The sequence below is a fragment of the Methylibium rhizosphaerae genome (assembly GCF_006386545.1).
GTDB classification, from domain to species: Bacteria; Pseudomonadota; Gammaproteobacteria; order Burkholderiales; family Burkholderiaceae_C; genus Pseudorivibacter; species Pseudorivibacter rhizosphaerae.
Genome location: NZ_SWAR01000002.1, coordinates 91,984 through 115,641, shown reverse-complemented (window position 1 = coordinate 115,641; position 23,658 = coordinate 91,984). Strand labels below are relative to the sequence as shown.

Genomic DNA, 23,658 nt, shown 5'->3' with positions numbered 1-23,658 from the left:
GGGTCCTCAACGCTTGCCTAGCGCGACGCGGCGGCGGATGAAGTTGTTGAACAGCACCGCAGCCAGCAGCATGGCGCCGAGGAAGACGCGGTACCAGTTGTTGTCGATGCTGGTGTAGCCGATGCCGATCTGCACCACGCCGAAGATCAGCGCGCCGATCGAGGCGCCCACCACCGAGCCGTAGCCGCCGGTGAGCAGGCAGCCGCCGATCACCGCGGCGATGATGGCCTCGAACTCCTTCTGCAGCCCGCGGTCCGCGGCCGCGGAGCCCGCGTCGGCCACCTGCAGCACGGCGAACAGCGTGGAGCACACGGCCATCAGCACGAACAGCGTGATCTTCACCCGCGCCACCGGGATGCCGGTGTTCTTGGCGGCGTTGGCGTCGCCGCCCACCGCGAGGATCCAGTTGCCGAAGCGGGTGCGGGCGAGCAGGAAGGCCCCTGCCAGGGTGAGCGCCACCCACCACACCACCACCTTGGGCACGCCGATCGCGAGTGCAGTGCCGTCGTCGCGCGCGGCGATCCAGCCCCAGTGCGCCAGGTCGTTGAAGAGGCCGGTGAGCACATGGCCGGAGAAGAGTGCCGAGAACACCGCGTCGTTGGCTGCCAGCTCGCGCAGCGTGGCGCCTTCGTTGGTGCTGATGATGGTCTTGCCGGTGAGCAGGGTCGACAAGGCCAGCGACAGGCCGCGCAGGATGAAATAGAACGCGAGCGTGACGATGAACGACGGCAGCCCGGTCTTCATGACGAGGTAGCCGTTGAGCGAGCCCAGCGCCATGGCCAGCGCGAAGGCGAACAGGCAGGCCAGCCACAGCGGCCAGCCCCAGTAGAGCGCCGGGATGGCGAGCATCATGCCGGCGAAGCCGATCATCGAACCGATCGACAGGTCGAACTCGCCGCCGATCATCAGGAGCGCCGCACCCACCGCGATGAGGCCCAGGAAGGCGGCCACCGTGGCCCAGTTCATCGCGCCCTCGGCGCTGAACATGCCGGAGTCGCCGGCGGTCACCGCGAACAGCGCGAACACCAGCACCGCTCCGGAGATGGAGCCGAACTCCGGGCGCGACAGGAAGCGGCGCAGCGGGCCGATGCTGCGCACGCGTTCGTCGGAGGGTGGGGCGTTGTCGCGAGGCGTCATGGCGACGTGAGGATGGGCCGGAACCGCAGCCATTGGGATCTCCTGTTCATGGGCGAGCCATTGCAGGCATCGCGTGCACCACCACTTCCGTTCGCCCTGACCCCTTCGATACCTCAGGGCAAGGTACGCCAAGGCGTATCGAAGGGCTCGCAACGCTTGTCGCAGGGCTTCGATACCTCAGCCCGAACGGGAAGCGGTGGCTTGCTGAGGGACTTTCAGCGGTACTGCCCCGCGTACTTCTCGACCTTGCCGATGTTGTCTTTCGTGACGAACCCCGGCCCGGAGCCGATGTGGCGCGCGCCGTAGGCCGGGGCGAGGCCGTATTCGTCGAAGCGCTTCTTCGCCTTGGCATTGCCCTTCACCGCGTCGGCCACGCGCTTCTGGTCGGCGCCTTTCATTTCCTTCATCGTGGCCAGCACCGCCACCGGGATGTAGCCCTGCAGGTAGGGCTGCTGGTCGATGGCGAACTGCACCGTGCCGTCCTTGATGCCCTTGCTGATCTCGTCGGAAAGGTCGAAGGTCGCCATCCAGAGCTTGCCCTTCAGGCCGCCCTTCTCGATCACCTTCAGCGTCGGATGGGCCGAGGTGGGGCCGAGCGTGAGCACCGCCTGGGTGCCAGCGTTCTGGCGCAGGTAGGCCGACACCTTCGACTCGATGGTGGTCGGGTCGTCGCCGGCGTCGAGGGTGGACTTCTTGTAGTCGGCGCCGATGGCTTCTGCAAAGCCGCGGCAGCGCTCGAACGAGGCCGGGTTGGTGGCGTAGTGGTTCACGCACAGGAAGCTCTTGATGCCTGCGGCCTTGGCGCGCTCGCCGGCACCCTTGCCGGCGTCGTATTCGGGCTGGCCCACATGCATGAGCGCGCCGAGCTTCTCGCTCTGCTCGGTGGTGCCGGAGTTGATGGTGATGAGCGGGATCTTCTTGTCGGTCACCTTCTTGATCGCGCCCTGCAGCACGTTGTAGTCGGCGATCGTGGTGATGACGCCGTCGTAGCCGGCGGCGGCCGCCTGCTCGATGAGGCGGGCCATGTCGGCGAGGTCGCCGCTGGGCGGGTTGCGGTAGTCCACCTGCACGCCGTAGTCCTCGCCGGCCTGCTTGATGGCGTTCTTGATCGTGTTCCACCACGAGTCCGAGTCCGGCGCGTGGCTGATCAGCACGTACTTGCCGGCGGCCTGGGCGCCGCCCGCGGCGGCCAGCAGCACGGCCAGGGCCAGCGCCGTGCGCACCGGCCGCTTGAAGAGCATCGAAGTCATGTCGTCTCCTGTGTTCTGGTCTGTCGGGTCGGGTACTTCGCCTCACGGGACGCACGCACTGGCGACCCTGTGGAGGATTCTAGGAAGCGAGAGAATTTTTGTTCTTTCGTGATTTCCCGTAGAAAGTTTTTTCTGTTTTTCTGATCCAATGGCGCCCAAGGTCGAACAAGCGTGCCCTCATGAGAACCCCGCCTCCCGCCATCACCACGGTCGACGAGCTGCTGAAGAAGATCAGCGCCGACTACGAAAAACTGAGCCGCCAGCTGAAAGTGATAGCCAACTACGTGGAGCGGCATCGCGACCATCTGGCGCTCGAGCGCATCCAAGACGTGGCCGAGCGCTGCGAGGTCCAGCCATCGGCGGTGATCCGCTTCGCGAAGCATTTCGGTTTCTCCGGCTACTCCGAGATGCAAAAAATCTTCCGCGAGGGCATCGCGCAGCAGATCGCGCCCAGCCGCAACTACCAGGCGCGCATCCGCCAGGTGATCGACACCGCACAGGGGCGGCTGTCGAGCGCCGACATCGCGCACGAATTCATCGGCGGCAGCATCGCCGGCATGCAGGAGCTGCAGCGCGACCTGCACAGCTCGGCCTTCACCGCGGCGGTGGACCTGCTGGCCGAGGCGCCCTCGGTGTGGATCCTGGGCACGCGGCGTTCGTATGCGGTGGCCGCCTATCTGGCGTATGCGCTGCAGCACACCGACAAGCCGGTCCACCAGGTCACCGCGATCGGCAGCATGCATGAAGGGCAGATGCGCGGCGTGAAGCCGGGCGACGTGGTGATCGCCGTCTCGTTCGCGCCGTATGCCGAGGAAACGCAGTTCTGCTGTGAAACGGCGCTCGCGCGCGGCGCGCGCCTCATCGCCATCACCGACAGCCGCATGAGCCCGGTGGCGCGCGACGCCAGCGCGGTGCTGCTGGTGCAGGAAAGCAGCACCTTCGGCTTCCGCTCGCTCACCAACACCATGTGCCTGGCGCAGAGCCTGTTCATTGCGCTGGCCTACCACCTCGAGCTGGACTACCAGCCCAGCTCGTCCTCGTCGTCCCGTTCTTCTTCGGAGCTCGCTTGAGATGAAACGCGTTGCCCTCTTCGGCGCCGGCCGCATCGGCCGCATCCACGCCGCCAACCTTGCCGCCCTGCCCGGGGTGGAGCTCGCCCTGGTGAGCGACCCGATGGCCGACGCCGCGCGCGAACTCGCCGGCCGCCATGGGGCCCAGGTCGCCTCGAGCATCGATGCGGTGTTCGCCGATGCCAGCATCGACGTGGTGGCGATCGCCTCGCCCACCACCACCCACAGCGAGCTCATCACCCGGGCCGCGGCGGCGCGCAAGCACATCTTCTGCGAGAAGCCGGTGGACCTGTCGGTGGATCGCGCACAGGCTTGCGCCCGCGCGGTGGCCGAGGCCGGCGTGGCCTGCATGATCGGCTTCCAGCGCCGCTTCGACCCGACCTTCAATGCCGCGAAGGAAAGGCTCGATGCCGGCGAGATCGGCACGCCCGAGATGCTGGTCATCACCAGCCGCGACCCCGGCGCGCCGCCGGTGGACTACATCCGGCAGTCCGGCGGCATCTTCCGCGACATGCTGATCCATGACTTCGACGTGTTCCGCTGGATCCTGGGCGACGAGGCGGTTTGGCTCAGCGCCACCGGTTCGTGCCTCACCGACCCTGCCATCGCCGAGGCGGGCGACGTGGACAGCACGGCGGTGACGATCCGCACGAAGCAGGGGCGGTTGTGCCAGATCAACACCACCCGGCGCGCCGCCTACGGCTACGACCAGCGCTTCGAGGTGCTGGGCTCCAAGGGCCTGCTCGCCTGCGGCAACCACAAGCCCACCGAGGTGACGCTGGCCACGTCGGCCGGCACGAGCCACGACAACCCGGAGCATTTCTTCCTGCAGCGCTACCGCGAGGCCTACCGGCTCGAGGTCACCCACTTCTTCGAGCGGCTGCAGGACGGCAAGCCGTTCCGCACCACGGTGGAAGACGGCGTGGCCGCGCAGCGCCTGGCCGATGCGGCTGCCGAGTCCATGCGCACCGGCCAGCCGGTGCGGCTGGGCTGACATGGGCGCCCGCCTCAGGGTCGGCATCGCCGGCCTGGGCCGGCTGGGCTGGCGGCATGCCGAGAACCTGGCGCTGCGCACCCGGCATTGCGACCTGGCGGCGGCCTGCAGCCCGGTGCCGGCGGAGCTGCAGCGGGCGGCCTCGCAATTGGGCGTGGGCCGCCTGCATGAGAGCTTCGAGCGGTTCGTGAACGACCCGGGGCTCGATGCGGTGGTGCTGGTCACGCCGACCTCGCTGCATGCCGACCAGGTCATCGCGGCGCTCCAGGCCGGCAAGCATGTCTTCGTCGAAAAGCCGCTGGCGCTCGACCTGCCGGACTGCGAACGCGTCGAGGCGGCGGCGCGTGAGCACCCGCGGCAGGTCGCGATGGTCGGTTTCGTGCGGCGCTTCGACGCGAGCTATGCACAGGCCAAGGCGGCGGTCGATGCGGGCGGGATCGGCCGCGCCTTCATCGTGCGGTCGCAGACCTGCGACCGCAACGACGAGTCCGGCGCCTTCATCCGCTTCGCACCCACCTCTGGCGGCCTGTTCATGGACTGCAGCGTGCACGACATCGACCTGGCCCGCTGGATGCTCGGCAACCCCAGGGCCGAGCGTGCGTTCGCCACCGGCACCGTGGCGATCCACAAGGGCCTCGAGCCCCTCGGCGACGTGGACAACGGTTTCGCGACGGTGGAGTTCGAAGGCGGCGCCCGGGCGGTGTTCTATGCCTCGCGCACCTTTGCCCACGGCCACGAGACCAGCACCGAGGTCATCGGCACGCAAGGCAAGCTGCTGGTGGGCCACGGCGCGGCGCGCGACCGCGTGGTCACGAGCGACGCGCATGGCGTGCGGCATGTGGCACTGGCCGACTTCTTCGAGCGCTTCGAAGGCGCCTTTGCCGCCGAAATGCAGGCCTTCGTCGATGCCTGCCGCGGCGAGCGGGCCTTGCCGCTCACGCTGGCCGATGCCACCGAGGCCACCCGCATCGGGCTGGCCATCACCCGGTCGCTGCGCAGCGGGCAGGTCGAGGCGGTCTGACCCTCGAGAGGGTTGGACAAGCCGCGGGCCGGTGCAATGATCCGGCCCCATGAGTCTTGCTGCGTATGCCCAGGCAGCCGAACCCGGCCTGATCCGGCTGTGGGTCGGCCTGTTCGACACCGAGCAGCCGCCGCCGCTGGCGTTTCGCATCGACGGACAGCCGGCCACACCGCTGGGCGCGCCGGCGCTGACCCCCATACGCGACCGCACCACCGGCCCCGGCGGCCTGCCGGCGAACCACCGCGGCGTGTTCAGCTTCGTGGTGCCGCAGCCCGGGCGGCCCTACCGGGTGGAGGTCCAGGCCGGTGCCTGGCGCCACGAGCTGGTCACGCCCGCGCTGCCCCATGCGGTGCCGCAGGTGCTCGACGGCAGCTTCAACATCCTGCTGTGCTCGTGCTACTTCCAGCCTGAAGACGCGAGCGGCCTGCTGGGCACCATCGTGTCGCAGATCCAGCGTTCGCCGCAGCTCACGCTCATGCTGGGCGACCAGGTGTACCTCGACCTGCCGCTGTTCGAGGACCTGCCGGAAACCGAGCCGGCGCTGTCGCAGCGCCTGGGCGAGAAGTACCGCCGCAACTGGGCCTCGTCGGCGCTCGGCATCGCCGGGCTGGGGCCGGTGCTGGCGCGCGCGCCGGTGGCCTGCCTGCCCGACGACCACGAGTTCTGGAACAACTACCCTTTCGAGCAGAAGCAGCTGCCCAACACCTGGCGCGGCGCGGTGCGCAGGCGCTGGGCCGATGCCGCGCTGGCCCTGTACGACGACTACCAGCGCACCGGCGCCCATGGCGCCCAGCGCATCGACGTCGAGCCGCTGAAGCTGCTGCTCATCGACACACGGTGCCGGCGCGATGACAGGTTCGAGCGGCTGATGAGCGAGGAAACCATGGCGGCGGTGGAGCAGTGGGCCGCCGACCTGCTGGCGGCCCGGGCGGCGGGGCAGCCGGCCGTGGGGCTGCTCGCGTCGGGCCAGGCCTTGTTCATCGACGCGCCGCAGCGCGAGTCCGACAAGCGCAACGTCGACGCGGAGCTGGCCAACTACGAGCAGTTCCACCCGCTGTACCGTGCCATCGAGCGGCTGGCCGATGCCGGCGTGCCGGTGCTCTACATCACCGGCGACGTGCACTGGGGCCGGGTGGCCAGCGGCACCGACCTGCGCAGCGGCCGCACGCTGCTCCATGAGGTGATCTGCTCGCCGTCGCGGCTGATCCGCGTGCCCTTTGCCGACGCGGCGCGCGAGTCGTGGGCCGGGGTGCGCGGCATCTTCGGCAAGCCGCCGCCCTGGCCGCGCCACACCGAGCCGGAAGACGTGCCCGAGCGCTTCGGCGACAACCGCCGCTTCGGGCTGCGCACCCTGTTCAAGCAGCGCGGCGACCAGGTGGCGGTGCTGTCGTTCTCGCGCGCCGGCAACGGCGTCGACTTCCAGGCCACCTACTACGCCGTCCACCCCGACAAGGCGATCGCGAAGTCGCAATCCACCGAGCGCATTCCCCTGCGCAGCAGTTGAAGCACGAGGAGGAGCCCCATGCTCAGGCAAGCCCGTTCGACATCGAAGACCGCCAACCCGCTGTTCACGCCGCTGGAGCGGCCGCTCGCCGAAAGCAACACGCAATGGGGCGAACGGGCGGTGGCGCAGATGGACACGGGCGGCAGCAGCGACTGGAGCTACGTGGTGCTGCTGGGCGGCTCCGACACCATGGCCTTCCGGCTGCGCATTGCGCAGTCGCACCTGCGCAGCGACATGCTGCCCTCGTTCTGGTCGGAGGCCATCCTGGTGGAGCTCAAGGCCAACAGCGTGGCCGGCGCCCGGGCGATCCACGTGCCGCTGGTGCAGCCCGAGGGGCCCGACTTCTCGACCCGCAACAACGGCGTGGTGGTGCGCCCGTTGCGGCACTTCGACGACACCCGGCGCTACCCCAACATCGCGTTGATCGCGCTGCCGGTGCCGCAGGCCAGGATCCTCGAGGCGGTGCAGCGCTTTCGCAAGTCGCGCTCCACGCTCGATGCGCTGGAGCACGTGCTGCGCTGGCTCGCCTTCGCCTGGGGGGCGGCGCGCACGCCGAACCCGCTGCACGACAACTTCGGACTGCCCTCGGCCTGCATGCTCGAGACCGTGTGCGCGGCGGCCAACCTCGACCTCACGCCGGGGCTGGAGGCGCGGGCCTCGTGCCCGGAGGCCATCTGGGTGGCCGCGCGCTACTGGCAGGACTTCTTCGAGCACGCCCGCGGCCACGCGCCCATCGGGCGGTATTGGGCGCCGCATCGCTATCCGATCGAGGAGCCGGGCACTGCGATGCCGCGCAGGAAAGGCGGGTAAGGTCGCCCCTTCGACTCACTGACAAAGATGGACCCATCGATAGATGCGCATGAGCAAACTCAAGTACACCGTCATCGGCCTGGGCACCTTCGGCAGCACGGTCGCTCGCGAGCTCGAGCGCCTGGGCAATGAGGTCCTGGGCATCGACCGCAATGACGAACACGTCAACCGCATCGCCGAGGAACTGTCGCATGCAGTGATCGCCGACGCGCAGGACGAGAAGGTGCTGCGCGAGCTGGGCGTGGCCGACCACGACGGCGCGGTCGTCGCCATCGGTGAGGACCTCGAATCCAACATCCTGTGCACGCTGGCGCTCAAGAGCCTGGGCGTGCCCTGCATCTGGGTGAAGGCGGCTTCCCCGGTGCACCACCGCATCCTCGAGCGGCTGGGCGCCGACCGCATCGTGAACCCGGAGCACCACGTGGGCGTGCACGTGGCACGCACGATGATCTATCCGCACGTGCTCGACTACATCGCGCTGGGCGGCGACGACTACATCGTCGAGCTCGAGGTGCCGCAGGCGCTCGACGGCCAGACGGCCGCGACGCTCAGGCTCGCAGAGGACTACGGTGTCGGCGTGCTGGCTGCAAAGCGTGAAGGCGAGCCTGCCACCACCGGCGACCTGCAGCAGCGCCCCCTGCGCCGCGGCGACCGGCTGGTGCTGCTGGGCACGCTGGCGGCGCTGCGGCGCTTCTCGCGAGAGAAGCTTTGAAGCACTGGTCGTCCATCGAGGCGCCGTTCACCGCTGCGCAGCGGCAGGTGATCCGCCTGCCGCCCACCGCGGTGCTGGCCCTGCTGTTCCTCGTGCTCATCGTGGTGGCCACCGCCCTGCTGTTGCTGCCCGGCGTGACGACCCGCCCGTTCACCTGGATGGAGGCGCTGTTCACCGCGGCGTCTGCGGTCACCGTGACCGGCTTGGCGGTGGTGGACGCCGGCAGCGACCTCACCCGCACCGGGCAATGGCTGCTGCTGGCGTTCATCCAACTGGGCGGCCTGGGCATCATGACCTTCACCGTGATGGTGCTGGCCCTGCTCGGCCAGCGGCTGGGCATCCGCCAGCAGCTGGTGCTCAAGGAAGACCTGAACCAGACCTCGCTGGGCGACCTGATGCGCCTGGTGGTGGTGATCGCCGCCGTGGTGGGGGCAGCCGAGGCCGCCGGCACGCTGGCGCTGGCGGTGCGCCTCGTGCCGGAATTCGGCTGGGGCGAGGGTCTGTTCCGCGCGCTCTTCCACGCGGTGTCGGCCTTCAACAACGCCGGCATCGCGCTGTGGCCCGACGGGCTGGTGCGCTACGCCACCGACGGCTGGGTGAACTTCGTCCTCATCGCGATGGTCCTGCTGGGCAGCATCGGCTTTTCGGTGATCGACGAGGTGGCCAACCGGCGCCGCTGGCGGGCGCTGTCGCTGCACACCCGGCTCACCCTCGTGGGCACGGCCGCGCTGGTGGTCTGGGCCACGGTGATGTTCGCGGCGCTCGAATGGCACAACCCGCGCACGCTGGGCCAGCATGCGGGCGTGGCCGACCGGCTGCTCGTCTCGCTGTTCCAGGCGGTGTCTTTCCGCACCGCCGGCCTCAACACGGTGGACGTGAGCGCCCTAACGGACGCCACCGCCTTCATGACCATGTCGCAGATGTTCATCGGCGGCAGCAGCACCTCCACCGCGGGCGGCATCAAGGTGTCGTCGTTCATGGTGCTGGTCATCGCCACGCTGGCCTTCCTGCGCGGCTCGACGTCGCCGTCGGCCTTCGGCCGCACCGTCTCCACGGTCGACATGCTGAGGGTGCTGGCGCTGGTGTTCCTGAGCCTCATCGTCGCGATGTTCGGCGTGTTCCTGCTGGTGGCCACCCAGGAAGGCAGCTTCCTCGACCTGATGTTCGAGGCGGTGTCGGCCACCGGCACCACCGGGCTGTCGCGCGGCACCACCACCCGGCTCGACGACTTCGGCCGCGGCGTGCTGGTGGTCATCATGTTCCTCGGCCGCATCGGGCCGCTGGCGCTGGGGCTCATGTTGGCGCGCGGCACGGCCGACGCCATCCGCTACCCCGAAGGGCGGGTCTACCTGGGCTGAGGCCGGCTCAGGAGGCGTCGCGCGAGCCCGGCCCGAAGCGGCGGGTGCTGGCCCTCGACTCGGCGAGCAGCCACTGGGTGAACCGCTGTGCCGCCGCATTGCCGGCCAGGGCGGCGCGGCTGCAAAGGTAGTAGCCGCGGTCGGTGGCGACGGCCGCGCCGAACGGCAGCACCAGTTGCCCACTGGCCAGCTCCGCCTCGATCAGGCAGGGCTGGATCACGGTGGCGCCCATGCCGGCGCAGGCGGCGGCGATCAGGTTGTTGCCGAGGTCGAACCCCGGCCCGAGCCTGGGGGGCGTGTCCACCCCGCCGCTCTTGTGCAGCCACAGGGCCCAGTTGCCCGGAAAGTTGATGTGCTGCAGCAGCGTGATGCCGAGCAGGTCGCGAGGCTCGCGCAGGCCGCCGGCCAGTGCAGGCGTGCAGGCCGGGAGGATCTCGCGGCCCAGCAGGTAGCGGGCGCGGATGCCGCGCGGCCAGGCTCGCGCATGGCGCTTCAGGTTGATCCACAGATCCACGTCGTCGCGCGCGAAGTCCTCGTCGAGGCGGAAGGGCCGCAGCTCCACCTCGATGTCGGGGTGCAGGGCGGAGAACTTCGCGAGCCGCGGCACGAGCCAGCGGGTACACAGCGTGGGCACCACGCTCACCCGGAGCTTGCGCCGGGCGGCGCCCAGCCCGAGCTGGCCGATGGCGTTTTCGAGACCGGCCACGTGGGGCTCCACCAGCGCCTGGAATTCACGGCCTCGCGCCGTGGGCTGGACCCGTGCGCCCGAGCGGTCGATCAGCGTGCATTCGAGCCGCTGCTCGAGGCGCTGCACGGCGCGGCTCACGGCGGCCTGCGTGACGCACAGCACGTCGGCCGCCTGGCGGAAGCTGCCCAGCTGGCACACCGCCAGGAAGGCATGCAACTCGGGCAATGAAGGCGACTTGAACCGCATGGCCGATTACATCGGGTTATCAGTGCAGCCCGGATTGTCGTTTGCCCATGGGCCCCGGGCTGCCTACGCTTGCCTCGCATCTCAACAGGAGCCGTCATGACCACTTCCATGGGCCGCCGCAGCTTCGTCGGCGCCGCCTGCCGCCTCACCGGCGCCATCGCCCTGCCTGCGCTGGGCCAGGCACCTGCGCGCTACCCGAGCCGTCCGATCACGCTGGTGGTGCCATTCGCGCCCGGCGGCTCGGTGGACCAGGCGGGCCGGGCTGTCGCCGACCGGCTGAGCAAGGTGCTGGGGCAGCCGGTGCTGGTGGAGAACAAGGCCGGCGCGGGTGGCGCGATCGGCTCCGCCTACGTGGCCAAGGCGCCGCCCGACGGCCACACGCTGATCGTCGCGTCGCAGTCCACCCATGTGGTCAACCCCGCCGTGTCGGCCAGCCTGCCGTATGACGCGGTCAACGACTTCGCGCCCATCACGTTGATCGACCGGCTGGCCAACGTGCTGCTGGTGAACCCGGCGCTGCCGGTGAAGAACTTCGCGGAGTTCCTGAAGTACGTGAAGGCCAACCCGGGCAAGCTGAACTACGCCTCGTCAGGCAAGGGCTCGGTGGCGCACCTGAGCATGGAGCTGCTGAAGGCCAAGCTGGGCGTGTTCATCACCCACATCCCGTACCGCGGGGCCGGGCCGGCGCTCAACGACCTGCTGGGCGGACAGGTGCACATGACCTGGAACAACCTGTCGTCCAACCTCAGCATGATCGAGGACGGCCGCCTGCGTGCACTGGCGGCGGCGTCGCCCATCCGGGTGCCGCAACTGCCCGGCGTGCCCACCTTCGAGGAGCTGAAGCTGCCCGACCTGAACCTCACCTCGTGGTCCGGCCTGGCCGCGCCCGCCAGGACGCCGGAGCCCATCGTTGCCCAGCTCTACGAAGCCATGCGCACCGTGCTGCGCGACCCGCAGACGCAGGAGGCCTGGCGCAAACGCGGTGCGATGGTCCCGGAGAACGTGAAGCCGGCCGAGTACCGGCAGGAGATCCAGCAGCGCATCCAGTTCTACCGGGGCATCGCGAAGGCCCACAACATCGTGCTGGAGTAGCGCCGCCGGCGCGAGCGTCTTCAGCGAGGGGCTGCCTGCGCACGCTGCGCGGTTTCTGCCACCGCGAAGGCCAGCGCCTCCAGCAGGTCCGACAGCGTCTGGGCATGGGCCTGCGGCGTGTCGGCGCTCGCGGCCAGCTCGAAATTGCGCTCCAGCGTCAGCAGCGGGCGCGGCGGCGCTGCCACCGTGCCCGGCTTGCCCCCGGCGGAGGCGGCCGGAAGGCTGCTCACCACGATGCGGGCATGGGCCTGCAGCGTGAGGCGGTTGCGCACGAAGTCGAGCGGCGCCAGGTCCACCTGCACGCTCAGCGTGGCATTGCGCTCCGAGCAGTCGTCGTCGCACAGCTGCCAGCCGGGCAAGGCCTGGCGCAGCGCGGCCTGGAACTCGCGGGCCAGCCCGACCTCGATGCGTTCGGCCCAGAAGGTGTTGGGCCATTCGGCCAGGGTGCTCGCGTCGGCGCGGTAGCGCACGCGCCGCGCCTGGATGTATTCGGGCAGCCCGAGCCGCCGCACCGCCAGCACCGCCCCCGGCTGGCGCGGCACCGGCGTGATGCTCGAGACGCTGGCGCCCTGCGCGGGTCGCGCAGCGGCCGGTACGGTGAGCAGCGTCGGGCGCGGCTCGCGGCTGGCGCAGCCGGCGAGCGCGGCCGCCAGCAGCGCCAGCACCGGCAGGGCAACGACGCGGGGCAATCTGCAAAGCAGGTTCATGGACGGTTCCCGAAGATCACGGCGTTGGGTTTTTCTTCCAGCAGCTCGGCCCAGTCGCGCAGGCTGCGTGCCGCTTGCGACAGGTCGCGCACGGCAATGTCGAGGTCGTCGCGCAGCGGTGCGCCCGGGGCGGTGAGCTCGGCCACCCGGTCCATCGCCAGGCGCGCCGATTCTGCAGCCTCGCGTGCACCGGTGAGGGTTCTCTGCAGCTCGGGCTGCACACCGGCCACGGTGTCGCGCGTAGTCTCTGACAAACGGGTGACCGAGGCCAGCGTCACGTTGGCATTTCGTTCGACCTGCTGGATGGCGCCGGCGGCCGTGGCAAGCGTCCGGCGCGCTTCGCCGGCGGTGGCGCTCACCTCCCTGGCGGTGATGTCGAGCGTGGCCTGTGCGGTGGTCAGCGTCTTCTGCAGCGCCTGCAGCGTGTGGCGCAGGTCCTCGACCGTCTGCCGCAGCGGCAGCTCGGCCACCTGGTCGATGAGCGCGCCGAACCGGTCGGGCTGCGCCGGGATCTCGGGCTCGCCGCCGTTGCGGCCCAGGCGCTCGGCCGGCGTGTCGGGTGCGAAGTCGAGGTCGATGGCGCGCTGTCCGGTCACGAAGCTCTGCGCCACCAGCCGGGCACGCAGGCCCCGCTGCACCAGCTGGTCGATGTCGATGGGCGCCTTCTCGTTGCCGCCGTTCACGTACACGGCCGACGGTTGCAGCCGCACATGCACCGGGATGCTGGCCGCCAGCGTCTGCCGGTCGACCTCGATGCCGATGTTCATGACCTGGCCCACCTGCACGCCGCGGAAGGTGACCGGCGCCCCGATGTACAGGCCGCTCACGTTGCCCTTGAAGTAGATGACCGCACGCACCTGCTGCTGGAACAGGTCGGCGCCGCTCAGCCACAGCACGCCGGCCACTGCCAGTACCAGGGCGCCGATGAGGAAGCTGCCGACGAGGAGGGCGTGGCGTTTCATGAGATGACCGGGGTTTGACGGGCCGGAGTTTCCCTCCGCAGGAAAGCCCGCACGGTGGGGTGTTGCGCATCATCGCGCAGCCGGCGCGGGCTGCCATGGGCGATGGGGCGGCGGCTGTCGGCGTCGAGGAAGATGCCGTCGTCGGCAATGGCCAGCAGGCTGGGCAGCTCGTGGCTCACCATGACCACGGCCGCGCCGGTGCGCTCGCGCAGGTCGAGGATCAGCTCGTCGAGCCGCACCGAGCTGATGGGGTCGAGCCCGGCCGAGGGCTCGTCGAGGAACAGCAGCGGCGGCTCGGCCGCGATGGCACGCGCCAGGCCGGCGCGCTTCTTCATGCCGCCGCTGAGTTCGGAAGGCGCCTTGCCGGCGTGTTCGGCCAGGCCCACCCATTCGAGCACCTCGCGGGCGCGCGCCTCGCGCTGCCGGGCGTCGAGCGTGGTCTGCCGCTCCAGCGGCAGCAGCACGTTGTCGAGCACGCTCATCGACGACCACAGCGCCGCGCTCTGGAACAGCATGCCGAAGCCGGCGCGCAAACGCTGCCGCTCGGCGTCGCCGCTTTTCCAGTAGTCCACGCCGTCGTATTCGATGCGCCCGGCATGCGGCGGCAGCAGGCCGATGAGGTGCTTGAGCAGCGTGCTCTTGCCGCAGCCGCTGCCGCCCATCACCGCGAAGATGCAGCCGCGCTCGAGCGTGAACGACACGCCGGCCTGGATGAGCCGCGATCCGAATCGCATCTCGAGGTCGTGGACGGCCAGCAGCGGTGTCATATGTCCAGGGCGTTGGCGCAGACCGCGAACACCGCGTCGATCACGATGATGCCGACGATGCTGGCGACCACCGTGCGGGTGGTGGCCTGACCCACGCCGGCGGCGCTGCGCTGCGCATGCAGGCCGTAGTAGCAGCCGGTGATGGCCACCAGTGCGCCGAACACGAACGACTTGGTGAAGCCGAGGCCGACATGCGCCATGCTCAGTGCTTCGAAGGTGCGGTCGAAGTAGGCGGCCGGCGCAATGTGCAGCATGCCGCCGCCCACCAGCAGCCCGCCCAGCAGGCCGGTCAGGCAGGCATACACGAACAGCAGCGGCATCAGCCCCAGCAGGGCCAGCACGCGCGGCAGCACCAGGTAGTCCACCGCGTGCAGGCCCAGCACCTCGAGCGCATCGATTTCCTCGTTGGTCTGCATGGTCGCGAGCTCCGCGGCAAATGCCGCGCCCGTGCGCCCGGCCATGACCACCGCGGTGATCACCGCCGCCATCTCGCGGGCCACCGCTATGCCCACCAGGTCGGCCACGTAGATGCCGGCGCCGAACTTCACCAGCTGCACCGCGCCGACGAAGGCCAGGATGGCGCCCACCAGCAGGTTGACCACGAAGACGATGGGCAGCGAGCGGGCGCTGCAGTCGGCCGCAATGCGGATGAAGTCGCCCGACCGGAACGCGCTGCCGTGGCGCAGGGCGCCGGCCGCCGACAGGCCGACATGGCCCAGGAAGGCAACGGCTTGCAGCGGGAGAAGGGCAGCCAGGCGCAAGGTGCGGCGGAGGGTGGACTCGGACCGCGCCGATTGAAGCACAGCGCCGCGACGGGCGCTGCGCAGGGGCCGGCTGCAGGCCTACGACGCCGGCCGCACCGGCGGCGCCTTGGTCACGCGGGTCTTGCCGCCGGTGGTGACGAGGATCACCGCATCGCCGGGCTGCAGCACCTCGCTGCCCTTGGCCTGCACGACCGAGCGGCGTTCACCGCTGGGCAGCTGCAGCAGGATCTCGTAGGCGTCCTCGCGCGTGGCGGCCCGCTCGACGGCGTTGCCGACCACTGCGCCGGTCACCGCGGCCAGGACGCCCACCACCACGGCCTCGCGGCTGCCGCCCACCGACGAGCCGGCCACGCCGCCCACCACCGCGCCGGTCACCCCGCCGGTGCCGCTTTGCGTGCCGTCCACCACCACCGGCCGCACGCTGAGCACGGTGGCGTCCTGCACCTGCGACAGCCGCTGGGCCTCGCTGCGTTGCACGACGTCGGGACTGGTCGTGGAGCAGGCCGCCAGCGCCGCCGCGGCCAGCACGGAAAGCAGGGTCTTCATGGCATGTGTCCTTTCGCCAGGACGGGCCGTCGCAAGCGCTAGCCGTGCAGGCGGCTGTGTTTCGGAACGCTGGCCAGCAGGAACTCCATCTGGTCGGCCAGGATGCGCCTGCCGCGCAGGATCATGTCTTCGTGCAGGCTGGGCACGTAGGGCAGGTAGATCAGCGACATGTTGGCCTCTTCGGGCATGCGGTTGCCCTTGCGGCCGTTGCAGCCCCGGCAGGCGGTGATGCAGTTCATCCAGGTGTCGCCGCCGCCTCGCGACGTGGGCCGGATGTGTTCGCGGGTCAGGTCGTCCTGCGGGAACTGGTGCCCGCAGTAGGCGCACAGGTAGCGGTCGCGCGCGAACAGCTTGGGGTTCGACAGCGCCGGCACCGTGCGCCAGGCCCGGCTGGGGATGGCGCCGCGTACCGCGATGATGGGATGCACCTCGATGCGCGACTGCAGCCCGGTGCGGCGCTGGGTGCCGCCGCGCAGCACCCAGAAAGGATCGCCCAGCGTCCAGGCGACTCCGTCGCAGGCGTAGATCACGGCTGCTTCTTTCGCCGAGATCCAGGCCTGCGGGCGGCCGGATACGTCGAGTTGAAGCACATCCATGACCCGCTCCTGTTTGTAGGGTCTGTTATCCACAGACCTGCGGAGCATAGAGCAACAAGGGTGCCAAGCTCAACTGCCCCCTTGGTCGTAGTGACCAGTGACTTGTGACTGGTGACTCGTGAATTCACAGGTCACTGGTCACGAGTCACTGGTCACTGTTCGTGTGCCAGCTGGAACACCGACACGGTGTTTGCCAGGCGCGCGGCCTGCTGCTTCAGGCTTTCGGCGGCGGCGGCCGACTGCTCCACGAGCGCCGCGTTCTGCTGGGTCACGTGGTCGAGCTGCTGCACGGCGTCGCCGATCTGGCCGATGCCGCCCGACTGCTCGATGCTGGCCGCGCTGATCTGGCTGATCAGGTCGCTCACGCGCCGGACCTGCGACACGATGCTGTCCATCGTCTCCCCGGCGTCGCCGACCAGCCGCGTACCGGCTTCCACCTTGCCGACGCTTTCGCCGATGAGGCTCTTGATCTCCTTGGCCGCCTGCGCGCTGCGCTGCGCGAGGCTGCGCACCTCGCCGGCCACCACCGCGAAACCGCGGCCCTGTTCGCCCGCGCGCGCCGCTTCCACCGCTGCATTGAGCGCGAGGATGTTGGTCTGGAAGGCGATGCTGTCGATCACGCCGATGATGTCGGCGATCCGCTTCGAGCTCTCGCTGATGTCGCCCATGGTGTGCACCACGCGGCTCACCACCGAGCCGCCTTCCTCGGCCACCGAGGAGGCGGAGCCGGCCAGCTGGGTGGCGGTCATCGCGGTGTCTGCGTTCTGCTTCACCGTGGCGGTGAGCTGCTCCATCGAGGCGGCAGTCTGCTGCAGGTTGCTGGCCTGCTCTTCCGTGCGCTGCGACAGGTCGGCATTGCCGCTGGCGATCTGCGACGAGCCGGTGGCAATGGATTCCGAGGCGTCGCGCACCTGGCCGACGATGTTGACCAGGCTGTCGTTCATGCGCTTGAGCGCGGCCAGCAGCTGGGCGCTTTCGTCGCGCCCGACGACCTCGATGTGCGAGGTCAGGTCGCCCGATGCCACGGTTTCGGCCACCTTGACCGCGCTGGCGATGGGCCGGGTCAGCGACCGAGTGACCAGCCAGGCGAGCACCGCGGCCAGCACGCACGACGCCAGCATCAGGCTCACCGACCACAGCGTGGCCTGCCGGGCGCGCGCGCTGGCGCGTTCGTTCGCCGCCGCCTGGCCCTTCACATTGGCCGCCACGATCTCGGTCAGCAGCTTCGACGGCTCGCGGTCGGCACCTTGCACCGCCTGGTCGCCTGCCGAGGCGTCGAAACCGGCCGCCACGAAGGCGTCGTAGCCCTTGCGGTAGGCGGCGCCCAGCGCGGCATGGGCCGTCATGAACGCGTCGACGCGCTTGCGGATCTCTGCGTCGTCGGACGCGTCGAATGCGTCATGCAGTGCGCGGGCGTTCTGCGCGACTTCGCGTTCGCTCTTCTGGAAGGCGGCCCAGTATTTCTCGAGCTGCTTCGGGTCCTTGCCGCGCAGCAGGACGTTCTTCCACTCCTGAACCTGCGTCTTGAAGTGCACCTCGATCTGCGCGGTGGAGCGCTCATGCGCGACTTCATAGCCGAGCAGGCGTACATAGGCCTCGACGGCCCCGTTCAGCTGGTAGATGCCGGAGAGGGCGGCGCCGATGGTCAGCATCAGCACCAGGGCGAAGGCGGCCCCGAGGCGGGGGCCGATCTTGAAACTGCAAAGGAAGTTCATCTCGTTGTCGCTCGGTCGGGAATTGACGGCCGTCAACCCGGCCGTCGCGCTCGTGGCTTATCGGACGAGGGCCGGCGAACTCAAGCAGACAAGAGGACAAGAGTGTTGAACCCGTCACGCACCCGGCTGCTCCGGGCGCCTGGGTTCAGCGCGGCAGCAGCCCGCGGGTGTTCGCCATCAGCCGCGTCAGACCGAGCAGGGCGTCGATGTTGGGCGTGGCGACACCGACCTTGCGGCCGATCTCGACCACCGCGCCGACCAGTGCGTCGAGCTCCAGCGGCCGGCCGGCTTCGGCGTCCTGCAGCATCGAGGTCTTGAACGCGCCGAGCCGGCGGGTCACCTCATGGCGCTCCTCGCCGCTTTGCGCGATCGGGCAGCCGATCTTTTCGCCCACCGCCGCCGCCTCGGCCATCGCGCGCAGGCAGAAGGCCGCCACGAAGGGGTCGTCGAGGATGCGGTCGGCGGTGGCGCCGGTCAGGGCCGAGACCGGGTTGGTGGTCATGTTGCCCCACAGCTTGAACCAGAGGTCGTGGCGCAGGTCGGCGCTTTCTTCGACGGTGAAGCCGCCGCTGCGCAAGGCCTCGGCCACCGCATGCACGCGCGGCGACAGGCCGCCGCACGGTTCGCCCACGATGAGCCGGTTGCCGAAGCCGTGCACCACTTCGCCGGTCTGCTCGACCCGTGCCGTGAGGTGCACCACGCCGCCGAGCACCTGCTCGATCGGCAGGCTGGCGGCGATGCGCCCGTCGGGGTCGACGCTCGTCAGCCGGCGTTCGGCCGGCGACAGGACCTGCGCGAGCGCCGGTGTTTCGAGGAACCACCACGGCACGCCGTTCATCGCGGTCAGCACCACGGTGTCGGCGGACAGCAAAGGGGCCAGCGAGGGCGCGAGCGCGGGCAGCGTCTGTGCCTTCAGCGCGATGATCACCAGCTCCTGCTCGCCCAGCGCCGCGGCGTTGTCGGCCGCCTGCAGCGAGGCCCGCGAGCGACGGCCTTCGGCCACCAGTGCCAGCCCGCGTTCGCGCACGGCCTGCAAGGTGGCGCCGCGCGCCAGCGCGCTCACCACATGCCCGGCCTGCGCCAGCCTGACTGCCAGCAGCCCGCCCACGGCCCCGAGGCCCACGATCGTGATCTTCATGCCGTTACTCCCGAAGCGAGCCGTCTCTCGTCCCTAGAATGGCCCGATGAAAAGTCGTCTTGCCGCCCGATTGTGGACGAGTGCGCTGGCTGCCTTGCTGCTGACACCGCTGGGTGCTGCGCAGGCCCAGACGCAGACGCCGCCGCCCGATCCTGCCGCGCCTGCAGCGTCGGCGCCCGTGCCGGTGTCGGCTTCGGCGCAGCGACTGTATGAATTCGCGCGCCCGCAGCTGCTGCAGGTGCGCACGCTCCTCAAGGGGCAGGACAGCCAGGCCAGCGTCGGCTCCGGCTTCCTGGTCAGCAACGAGGGCCACATCATCACGAACTACCACGTGGTGAGCCAGGCCGCGCTGCAGCCCGAGCGCTATCGCCTCATCTACAGCACCGCCGACCGCAAGGAAGGCCCTCTTCAGCTGCTGGCCTTCGATGCCATCCACGACCTCGCGCTGGTGAAGGTGGCCGATCCGGCCGCGATCGCCGGCCGCGGCGCCTTGCGCTTCCGGCCGCGCCACACGCCGGTGCACCAGGGCGAGCGCATCTATTCGCTGGGCAATCCGCTCGACGTCGGCTTCGCGGTGCTCGAAGGCACCTACAACGGGCTGGTCGAGCGCAGCTTCTATCCCACCGTGTTCTTTGCCGGCTCGCTCAATGCCGGCGTGAGCGGCGGCCCCACGCTCGATGAACGCGGCCAGGTCATGGGCATCAACGTGGCGGCGCGTCGCGACGGCGAACAGGTGAGCTTCCTGGTGCCGGCGCAGTTTGCCGAAGACCTGCTGCAGCGCGGCCGCAATGCCCAGCCCATCACACAGCCGGCCTACCCAGAGCTCACCCGCCAGCTGGTGGTGCACCAGGCCACGCTGACCGAGCGCTTCCTCGCCCAGCCCTGGCGCAGCGCCGGCCATCCGCAGTACGTGATCCCGCTGCCGCAGGAAGACTTCATGCGCTGCTGGGGCCGCAGCACCCCGGCCGACGAGAAAGGCCTGGAGTTCGAACGTTCCGACTGCGAGATGGACACGCGCATCTTCGTGTCGGGCTGGCTGACCACCGGATCGCTCTCCGTGCGCCACGAGGCCTATGACGGCCGCAAGCTCGGCAGCCTGCGGTTCGCGGACCGCTATTCCGACAGCTTCAAGAACGAAAGCTTCGGTGGACGTGCCAGCCGCGACCGCACCGCGCCGCAGTGCCGCGAGCGCTACGTGCAGCAGGGCGGCCTGCCGCTGCGCGCCGTGCTGTGCATGCGCGCCTACAAGAAGCTCACCGGCCTGTACGACCTGAGCGTGCTGGTGGCCACGGTGGACCAGCCGACCATCGGCGTGCAGGGCCGCTTCGATGCGCGCGGCGTGAGTTTCGAGAACGCCCTCAAGCTGGGCGAGCACTACCTGAAGGGTTACGCATGGACGAGCAGCAGCGAAGCGACCACCAGCCAGCGCTGAACCCGGCTCCCGAAAAGCTCGCGCTGGTCGAGGTGCTCGACCGCGACGGCCATGCGCGGCTGGCGGTGCCGGTGCTGCGCTGGCCGGTGCGCGTGGGCCGCGCCATCGACAACGACGTGGTGCTCGACGACACGCATGTGGCCCCCCACCACGCGACGCTCGACGAGACCGCCACAGGACTCTCGCTCCACCTCGAGGCGACGCTCAACGGCGCGCGCGTGGGCGGCAAGCGCATGGCTGGCGGCGAACGCGCCGAACTCGCCGGCGGAGAAGCCTTCCAGCTGGGCAGCACCCGGCTGCGGGTGCGAAGGGCAGTCGACGCACTGGCGCCCGAAAAGGCCATGGCGCCCGAGCCGCGCGGCGGCTGGGGGTTGCTGGCCGCAATGACGGCGGTGCTGCTGGCCTGGAACATGGCCGAGCTGTGGCTCAACACCGACCCGGGCGGGCGCCTGTCGGACTACCTGCCGGTGCTGGCGGGCGGCCCGGTGGCGCTGGCCTTGTGGTGCGGGCTGTGGGCGCTGGGCTCCAAGCTGTTCCAGCACCGGTTCGAGTTCTGGCCTCACGTGCGCGTGGCGCTGGTGTACCTGCTGGCCAGCGGCGTGGTGGCGCTGGTGCTGCCGCTGCTGGCCTATGCGCTGTCGTGGGAATTCGCCAGCCGCATCACTGACCTCGCCGTCGGTGCGGTGCTGGCGGCCATGGTGCTGGCGCACCTGTCGCTGGTACTGCCGGCGCGCAGGCGCCTGCTGGCCGCGGCCACTGCGGGGGCGTTCGTGGCCGGCGTCGTCGTCATGCTGGCGCGCAGCTACCAGGTCAACGACCGCTTCTTCGACGAGCTGTACGTGACCACGCTGGCGCCGCCGCTGCTGCGCGTGGCGCCGGCGGTGGACACCCGGCGCTTCTTCGAGGAGGCGCAGGACCTGAAGGCGGTGCTCGACCGGCATGCGCGCGACGAGGACGGCGCCGCTCCCGAGTTCGACGCGGACGAGTAGCGCCGCGACCGGCGTTTGACCTGGGTCAGGCTCGCCCCTCGGCGCGGGCCTCTTAAAATGAGAACAATTCTCATTTGGTGCGCCATGGTCGAACTGTTCCGAACCCTTTCCGCCGCCCTCGGCCCCCTGCGGCTGCTGTCGGTGGTCCTTGCCAGCGCGCTGCTGAGCGCAACGACCTGGGCCGCTACCACCGGCGACGATGCGAAGGCTCAGACCATCGTCCACATGCTCGACTACGTCGGCGTGGACTATCCGGGCTTCGTGCGTGACGGCACGGTGCTCGACGAGGCCGAGTACCAGGAACAGCGCGAGTTCGCCACGCAGGCCGTGGTGTTGCTCGGCCAGTTGCCGGCGGTGGCGGAACAGGCAGGGCTGGTCGAGAAGGCCCGCCGCCTGGTCGAAAGCATCGACGCCAAGGCGCCCGGTGCCGAAGTCGCGGCGCTCGCGGGTGACCTGCGTGCCGGCGTGATGCGGGCCTGGCAGCTGAGCGTGGCGCCACGCAGCGCGCCCGACCTGGCACTGGGCCAGCGCCTGTTCGCCGCGCAATGCGCCACCTGCCACGGCGCGCAAGGCCATGGTGACGGCCCGCTGGCACGCGGCATGGACCCGGCGCCCAGCGACTTCCACGATGCCGCCCGCATGCAGCAGCGCAGCCTGTACGGCCTGTACAACACCGTCACGCTGGGGGTCGGCGGCACGCCGATGCGCGGCTTTGCCGAGTTGTCGGAGGCCGAGCGCTGGGCCCTGGCGTTCTACGTCGGCGGCCTGCGCGACAGCGCCGAGGCGCGTGCCGACGGGCAGGCTCGCTGGCGCCGGGGCGAGGGCCGCGGCGTGTTCGGGAACCTGCGCGCGCTCGTGACCGGCACGCCGCAGGCACTCGCAGCACAGCACGCCGGGCTCGATGCGGTGCGCGCCTATCTCACCCAGGTGCCGGCGGAGGTGCTGGCGGCCGCGCCGTCGCCGCTGGCCTTTGCTCGCGACACCCTGGCCGAAGCGGTGGCGGCCTACGGCCGGGGCGAACGCGAGGCGGCGCGGCGGCTCGCCATCGCGGCCTACCTCGAGGGCTTCGAACTGGTGGAAGCTGCGCTGGACAACGTCGATGCGCCGCTGCGCACCGAAACCGAGGCGCAGATGATGACCTTGCGCGCCGCCATCGGCGAAGGCCGGCCGCCCGAGGCGGTGGCGCAGCAGGCGAAACAGGTGATGGCGCTGCTGGACCGGGTGGAGGCCAAACTGTCCGGCGGCAGCCTGTCTCCTGCGGCGGCCTTCTTCAGCGCCCTGCTGATCCTGCTGCGCGAGGGGCTGGAAGCCCTGCTGGTGCTGGCGGCGATCATTGCCTTCGTCAAGAAGACCGGCCGGCGCGATGCGCTGCCGTACATCCATGCCGGCTGGCTGGCCGCCGTGGCGCTGGGCGCGCTCACCTGGGCGGTGGCCCGGTACGTGGTGGGCATCTCGGGCGCGAACCGCGAGCTGACCGAGGGCGTGACCGCCCTGCTGGCGGCGGCCATGCTGCTGTACGTGGGCTACTGGCTGCACAGCCGTTCGAACGCGCAGGCCTGGAACGCGTTCATCCGCGAGCACGTGGGATCGGCGTTGGGCAAGGGCACGCTGTGGGCCATGGCGGGTGTGTCCTTCCTGGCCGTCTACCGCGAGCTGTTCGAGGTGGTGCTCTTCTACGAAACCCTGTGGGCCCAGGTCGGCGCCGACGGCCAGCATGCGGTCCTCGGCGGCATCGCCTGCGCCGCCGTGCTGCTGGCCCTGCTGGGCGGGGCGATCCTGCGCTACAGCGTCCGGCTGCCGATCGGGCCGTTCTTCGCGGCGACCTCGATCCTGCTGGCACTGCTGGCGGTGGTGTTCGTGGGCAGCGGAGTGGCTGCGCTGCAGGAGGCCGGCGTGCTCGACGCCACCGCCTGGGGTTCGCTGTCGCTGCCGCTGCTGGGCATCCACCCCACCGTGCAAGGCCTCGGGCTGCAGGGCGCGACGCTGGCGCTGGTGGTGCTGATCGTGTGGGCCACGGGCCGCCGGCGGCGCATCGCCGGCTGAGCCGGCGCGGCCGTGCGGGATGGACCGACTTGCGTCGCCGGGTGGCGGCGCTACATTGCACCGGCGCGTCAGGATCTCTCCCGGCGAACGCCGGAACCGGCTAAGGGTTTTCCTCAG

Annotated in this window: 22 protein-coding genes; 11 read left to right on the top strand and 11 right to left on the bottom strand. The window is 70.1% G+C overall.

Features of this window, described 5'->3' with window-relative positions:
* Window positions 1-6: 6 nt before the first annotated feature.
* Together E8D38_RS01865 and E8D38_RS01860 are read right to left on the bottom strand one after the other, a co-directional pair.
* Window positions 7-1,170 carry an ABC transporter permease gene (locus E8D38_RS01865; RefSeq protein ID WP_140626020.1) on the bottom strand — a complete coding sequence of 388 codons (1,164 nt, stop codon included), beginning with the start codon at window positions 1,168-1,170 and terminating at the stop codon, window positions 7-9.
* Between the two features lie 182 nt (window positions 1,171-1,352).
* The gene (locus E8D38_RS01860) at window positions 1,353-2,387 is read right to left on the bottom strand and encodes a sugar ABC transporter substrate-binding protein (protein ID WP_140626019.1); all 1,035 of its coding nucleotides are present in this window, start codon (window positions 2,385-2,387) and stop codon (window positions 1,353-1,355) included.
* Between the two features lie 179 nt (window positions 2,388-2,566).
* Between E8D38_RS01860 and E8D38_RS01855 the strand changes: the two genes are divergently transcribed.
* Genes E8D38_RS01855 through E8D38_RS01825 form a run of 7 tightly spaced genes read left to right on the top strand, consistent with a single transcriptional unit; the run spans window position 2,567 to window position 9,856 of the window.
* The gene (locus tag E8D38_RS01855; RefSeq protein WP_140626018.1) at window positions 2,567-3,457 is read left to right on the top strand and encodes a MurR/RpiR family transcriptional regulator; all 891 of its coding nucleotides are present in this window, start codon (window positions 2,567-2,569) and stop codon (window positions 3,455-3,457) included.
* A gap of 1 nt (window position 3,458) precedes the next feature.
* Window positions 3,459-4,451, top strand: a complete 993-nt coding sequence (gene iolG, locus E8D38_RS01850; RefSeq protein WP_140626017.1) for an inositol 2-dehydrogenase — start codon at window positions 3,459-3,461, stop codon at window positions 4,449-4,451.
* A 1-nt stretch (window position 4,452) separates the two neighbouring features.
* Window positions 4,453-5,472: a Gfo/Idh/MocA family oxidoreductase gene (locus tag E8D38_RS01845; RefSeq protein WP_140626016.1), complete on the top strand. Its 1,020-nt coding sequence runs from the start codon at window positions 4,453-4,455 to the stop codon at window positions 5,470-5,472.
* A 49-nt stretch (window positions 5,473-5,521) separates the two neighbouring features.
* Window positions 5,522-6,976: a metallophosphoesterase family protein gene (locus E8D38_RS01840; protein ID WP_140626015.1), complete on the top strand. Its 1,455-nt coding sequence runs from the start codon at window positions 5,522-5,524 to the stop codon at window positions 6,974-6,976.
* Window positions 6,977-6,994: 18 nt separating this feature from the next.
* A complete protein-coding gene (locus tag E8D38_RS01835) occupies window positions 6,995-7,786 on the top strand; it encodes a hypothetical protein (protein ID WP_140626014.1) in 792 nt (263 codons plus the stop codon).
* A 49-nt stretch (window positions 7,787-7,835) separates the two neighbouring features.
* A complete protein-coding gene (locus E8D38_RS01830) occupies window positions 7,836-8,498 on the top strand; it encodes a potassium channel family protein (protein WP_140626013.1) in 663 nt (220 codons plus the stop codon).
* Window positions 8,495-9,856, top strand: a complete 1,362-nt coding sequence (locus E8D38_RS01825) for a TrkH family potassium uptake protein (RefSeq protein WP_219851612.1) — start codon at window positions 8,495-8,497, stop codon at window positions 9,854-9,856. Before E8D38_RS01830 ends, E8D38_RS01825 begins: the two co-directional genes overlap by 4 nt.
* Before the next feature lie 7 nt (window positions 9,857-9,863).
* Here the strand turns inward: E8D38_RS01825 and E8D38_RS01820 are convergent, their stop codons facing one another.
* Window positions 9,864-10,790: a LysR substrate-binding domain-containing protein gene (locus E8D38_RS01820; RefSeq protein WP_140626012.1), complete on the bottom strand. Its 927-nt coding sequence runs from the start codon at window positions 10,788-10,790 to the stop codon at window positions 9,864-9,866.
* A gap of 96 nt (window positions 10,791-10,886) precedes the next feature.
* Between E8D38_RS01820 and E8D38_RS01815 the strand changes: the two genes are divergently transcribed.
* Window positions 10,887-11,882 (top strand): Bug family tripartite tricarboxylate transporter substrate binding protein, encoded by a 996-nt coding sequence (locus tag E8D38_RS01815; protein ID WP_140626011.1) that lies wholly within the window; start codon window positions 10,887-10,889, stop codon window positions 11,880-11,882.
* Window positions 11,883-11,902: 20 nt separating this feature from the next.
* On the opposite strand, the gene E8D38_RS01810 is transcribed toward E8D38_RS01815, so the two are convergent.
* From E8D38_RS01810 to E8D38_RS01775, 8 genes are all read right to left on the bottom strand, one after another.
* Window positions 11,903-12,589, bottom strand: coding sequence for a PqiC family protein (locus E8D38_RS01810; RefSeq protein WP_140626010.1), 687 nt, complete (start codon window positions 12,587-12,589; stop codon window positions 11,903-11,905).
* Window positions 12,586-13,551, bottom strand: a complete 966-nt coding sequence (locus tag E8D38_RS01805) for an MlaD family protein (RefSeq protein WP_140626009.1) — start codon at window positions 13,549-13,551, stop codon at window positions 12,586-12,588. Before E8D38_RS01805 ends, E8D38_RS01810 begins: the two co-directional genes overlap by 4 nt.
* Window positions 13,548-14,318 (bottom strand): ABC transporter ATP-binding protein, encoded by a 771-nt coding sequence (locus tag E8D38_RS01800; protein ID WP_140626008.1) that lies wholly within the window; start codon window positions 14,316-14,318, stop codon window positions 13,548-13,550. Before E8D38_RS01800 ends, E8D38_RS01805 begins: the two co-directional genes overlap by 4 nt.
* On the bottom strand, window positions 14,315-15,079 hold the full coding sequence (locus E8D38_RS01795; RefSeq protein ID WP_181178889.1) for an MlaE family ABC transporter permease: 765 nt from the start codon (window positions 15,077-15,079) through the stop codon (window positions 14,315-14,317). The genes E8D38_RS01800 and E8D38_RS01795 overlap by 4 nt, the downstream gene beginning before the upstream one ends.
* A gap of 81 nt (window positions 15,080-15,160) precedes the next feature.
* On the bottom strand, window positions 15,161-15,628 hold the full coding sequence (locus tag E8D38_RS01790; protein WP_140626006.1) for an outer membrane lipoprotein: 468 nt from the start codon (window positions 15,626-15,628) through the stop codon (window positions 15,161-15,163).
* Window positions 15,629-15,666: 38 nt separating this feature from the next.
* Window positions 15,667-16,224: an HNH endonuclease gene (locus tag E8D38_RS01785; RefSeq protein ID WP_140626005.1), complete on the bottom strand. Its 558-nt coding sequence runs from the start codon at window positions 16,222-16,224 to the stop codon at window positions 15,667-15,669.
* A 152-nt stretch (window positions 16,225-16,376) separates the two neighbouring features.
* Window positions 16,377-17,939 carry a methyl-accepting chemotaxis protein gene (locus tag E8D38_RS01780; RefSeq protein ID WP_181178888.1) on the bottom strand — a complete coding sequence of 521 codons (1,563 nt, stop codon included), beginning with the start codon at window positions 17,937-17,939 and terminating at the stop codon, window positions 16,377-16,379.
* A gap of 145 nt (window positions 17,940-18,084) precedes the next feature.
* The gene (locus E8D38_RS01775) at window positions 18,085-19,077 is read right to left on the bottom strand and encodes a 2-dehydropantoate 2-reductase (RefSeq protein WP_140626004.1); all 993 of its coding nucleotides are present in this window, start codon (window positions 19,075-19,077) and stop codon (window positions 18,085-18,087) included.
* A 46-nt stretch (window positions 19,078-19,123) separates the two neighbouring features.
* Here E8D38_RS01775 and E8D38_RS01770 point away from each other — a divergent pair, with 46 nt between their 5' ends.
* From E8D38_RS01770 to E8D38_RS01760, 3 genes are all read left to right on the top strand, one after another.
* The gene (locus tag E8D38_RS01770) at window positions 19,124-20,509 is read left to right on the top strand and encodes a S1C family serine protease (protein WP_140626003.1); all 1,386 of its coding nucleotides are present in this window, start codon (window positions 19,124-19,126) and stop codon (window positions 20,507-20,509) included.
* Window positions 20,470-21,498, top strand: a complete 1,029-nt coding sequence (locus E8D38_RS01765; RefSeq protein ID WP_140626002.1) for an FHA domain-containing protein — start codon at window positions 20,470-20,472, stop codon at window positions 21,496-21,498. The genes E8D38_RS01770 and E8D38_RS01765 overlap by 40 nt, the downstream gene beginning before the upstream one ends.
* An 84-nt stretch (window positions 21,499-21,582) precedes the next feature.
* Window positions 21,583-23,541 (top strand): cytochrome c/FTR1 family iron permease, encoded by a 1,959-nt coding sequence (locus E8D38_RS01760; protein ID WP_140626001.1) that lies wholly within the window; start codon window positions 21,583-21,585, stop codon window positions 23,539-23,541.
* The last annotated feature ends 117 nt before the right edge of the window (window positions 23,542-23,658 follow it).

Excerpts from the sequence above, each read along its gene's own strand:
- E8D38_RS01800 (WP_140626008.1), bottom strand. The coding sequence starts at position 14,318 with ATGACACCGCTGCTGGCCGTCCACGACCTCGAGATGCGATTCGGATCG.
- E8D38_RS01820 (WP_140626012.1), bottom strand. The coding sequence starts at position 10,790 with ATGCGGTTCAAGTCGCCTTCATTGCCCGAGTTGCATGCCTTCCTGGCG.
- E8D38_RS01785 (WP_140626005.1), bottom strand. The coding sequence starts at position 16,224 with ATGGATGTGCTTCAACTCGACGTATCCGGCCGCCCGCAGGCCTGGATC.
- E8D38_RS01865 (WP_140626020.1), bottom strand. The coding sequence starts at position 1,170 with ATGGCTGCGGTTCCGGCCCATCCTCACGTCGCCATGACGCCTCGCGAC.
- E8D38_RS01840 (WP_140626015.1), top strand. The coding sequence starts at position 5,522 with ATGAGTCTTGCTGCGTATGCCCAGGCAGCCGAACCCGGCCTGATCCGG.
- E8D38_RS01770 (WP_140626003.1), top strand. The coding sequence starts at position 19,124 with ATGAAAAGTCGTCTTGCCGCCCGATTGTGGACGAGTGCGCTGGCTGCC.
- E8D38_RS01775 (WP_140626004.1), bottom strand. The coding sequence starts at position 19,077 with ATGAAGATCACGATCGTGGGCCTCGGGGCCGTGGGCGGGCTGCTGGCA.
- E8D38_RS01835 (WP_140626014.1), top strand. The coding sequence starts at position 6,995 with ATGCTCAGGCAAGCCCGTTCGACATCGAAGACCGCCAACCCGCTGTTC.
- iolG (WP_140626017.1), top strand. The coding sequence starts at position 3,459 with ATGAAACGCGTTGCCCTCTTCGGCGCCGGCCGCATCGGCCGCATCCAC.
- E8D38_RS01760 (WP_140626001.1), top strand. The coding sequence starts at position 21,583 with ATGGTCGAACTGTTCCGAACCCTTTCCGCCGCCCTCGGCCCCCTGCGG.
- E8D38_RS01815 (WP_140626011.1), top strand. The coding sequence starts at position 10,887 with ATGACCACTTCCATGGGCCGCCGCAGCTTCGTCGGCGCCGCCTGCCGC.
- E8D38_RS01855 (WP_140626018.1), top strand. The coding sequence starts at position 2,567 with ATGAGAACCCCGCCTCCCGCCATCACCACGGTCGACGAGCTGCTGAAG.
- E8D38_RS01810 (WP_140626010.1), bottom strand. The coding sequence starts at position 12,589 with ATGAACCTGCTTTGCAGATTGCCCCGCGTCGTTGCCCTGCCGGTGCTG.
- E8D38_RS01860 (WP_140626019.1), bottom strand. The coding sequence starts at position 2,387 with ATGACTTCGATGCTCTTCAAGCGGCCGGTGCGCACGGCGCTGGCCCTG.
- E8D38_RS01830 (WP_140626013.1), top strand. The coding sequence starts at position 7,836 with ATGAGCAAACTCAAGTACACCGTCATCGGCCTGGGCACCTTCGGCAGC.
- E8D38_RS01765 (WP_140626002.1), top strand. The coding sequence starts at position 20,470 with ATGGACGAGCAGCAGCGAAGCGACCACCAGCCAGCGCTGAACCCGGCT.
- E8D38_RS01780 (WP_181178888.1), bottom strand. The coding sequence starts at position 17,939 with ATGAACTTCCTTTGCAGTTTCAAGATCGGCCCCCGCCTCGGGGCCGCC.
- E8D38_RS01805 (WP_140626009.1), bottom strand. The coding sequence starts at position 13,551 with ATGAAACGCCACGCCCTCCTCGTCGGCAGCTTCCTCATCGGCGCCCTG.
- E8D38_RS01845 (WP_140626016.1), top strand. The coding sequence starts at position 4,453 with ATGGGCGCCCGCCTCAGGGTCGGCATCGCCGGCCTGGGCCGGCTGGGC.
- E8D38_RS01790 (WP_140626006.1), bottom strand. The coding sequence starts at position 15,628 with ATGAAGACCCTGCTTTCCGTGCTGGCCGCGGCGGCGCTGGCGGCCTGC.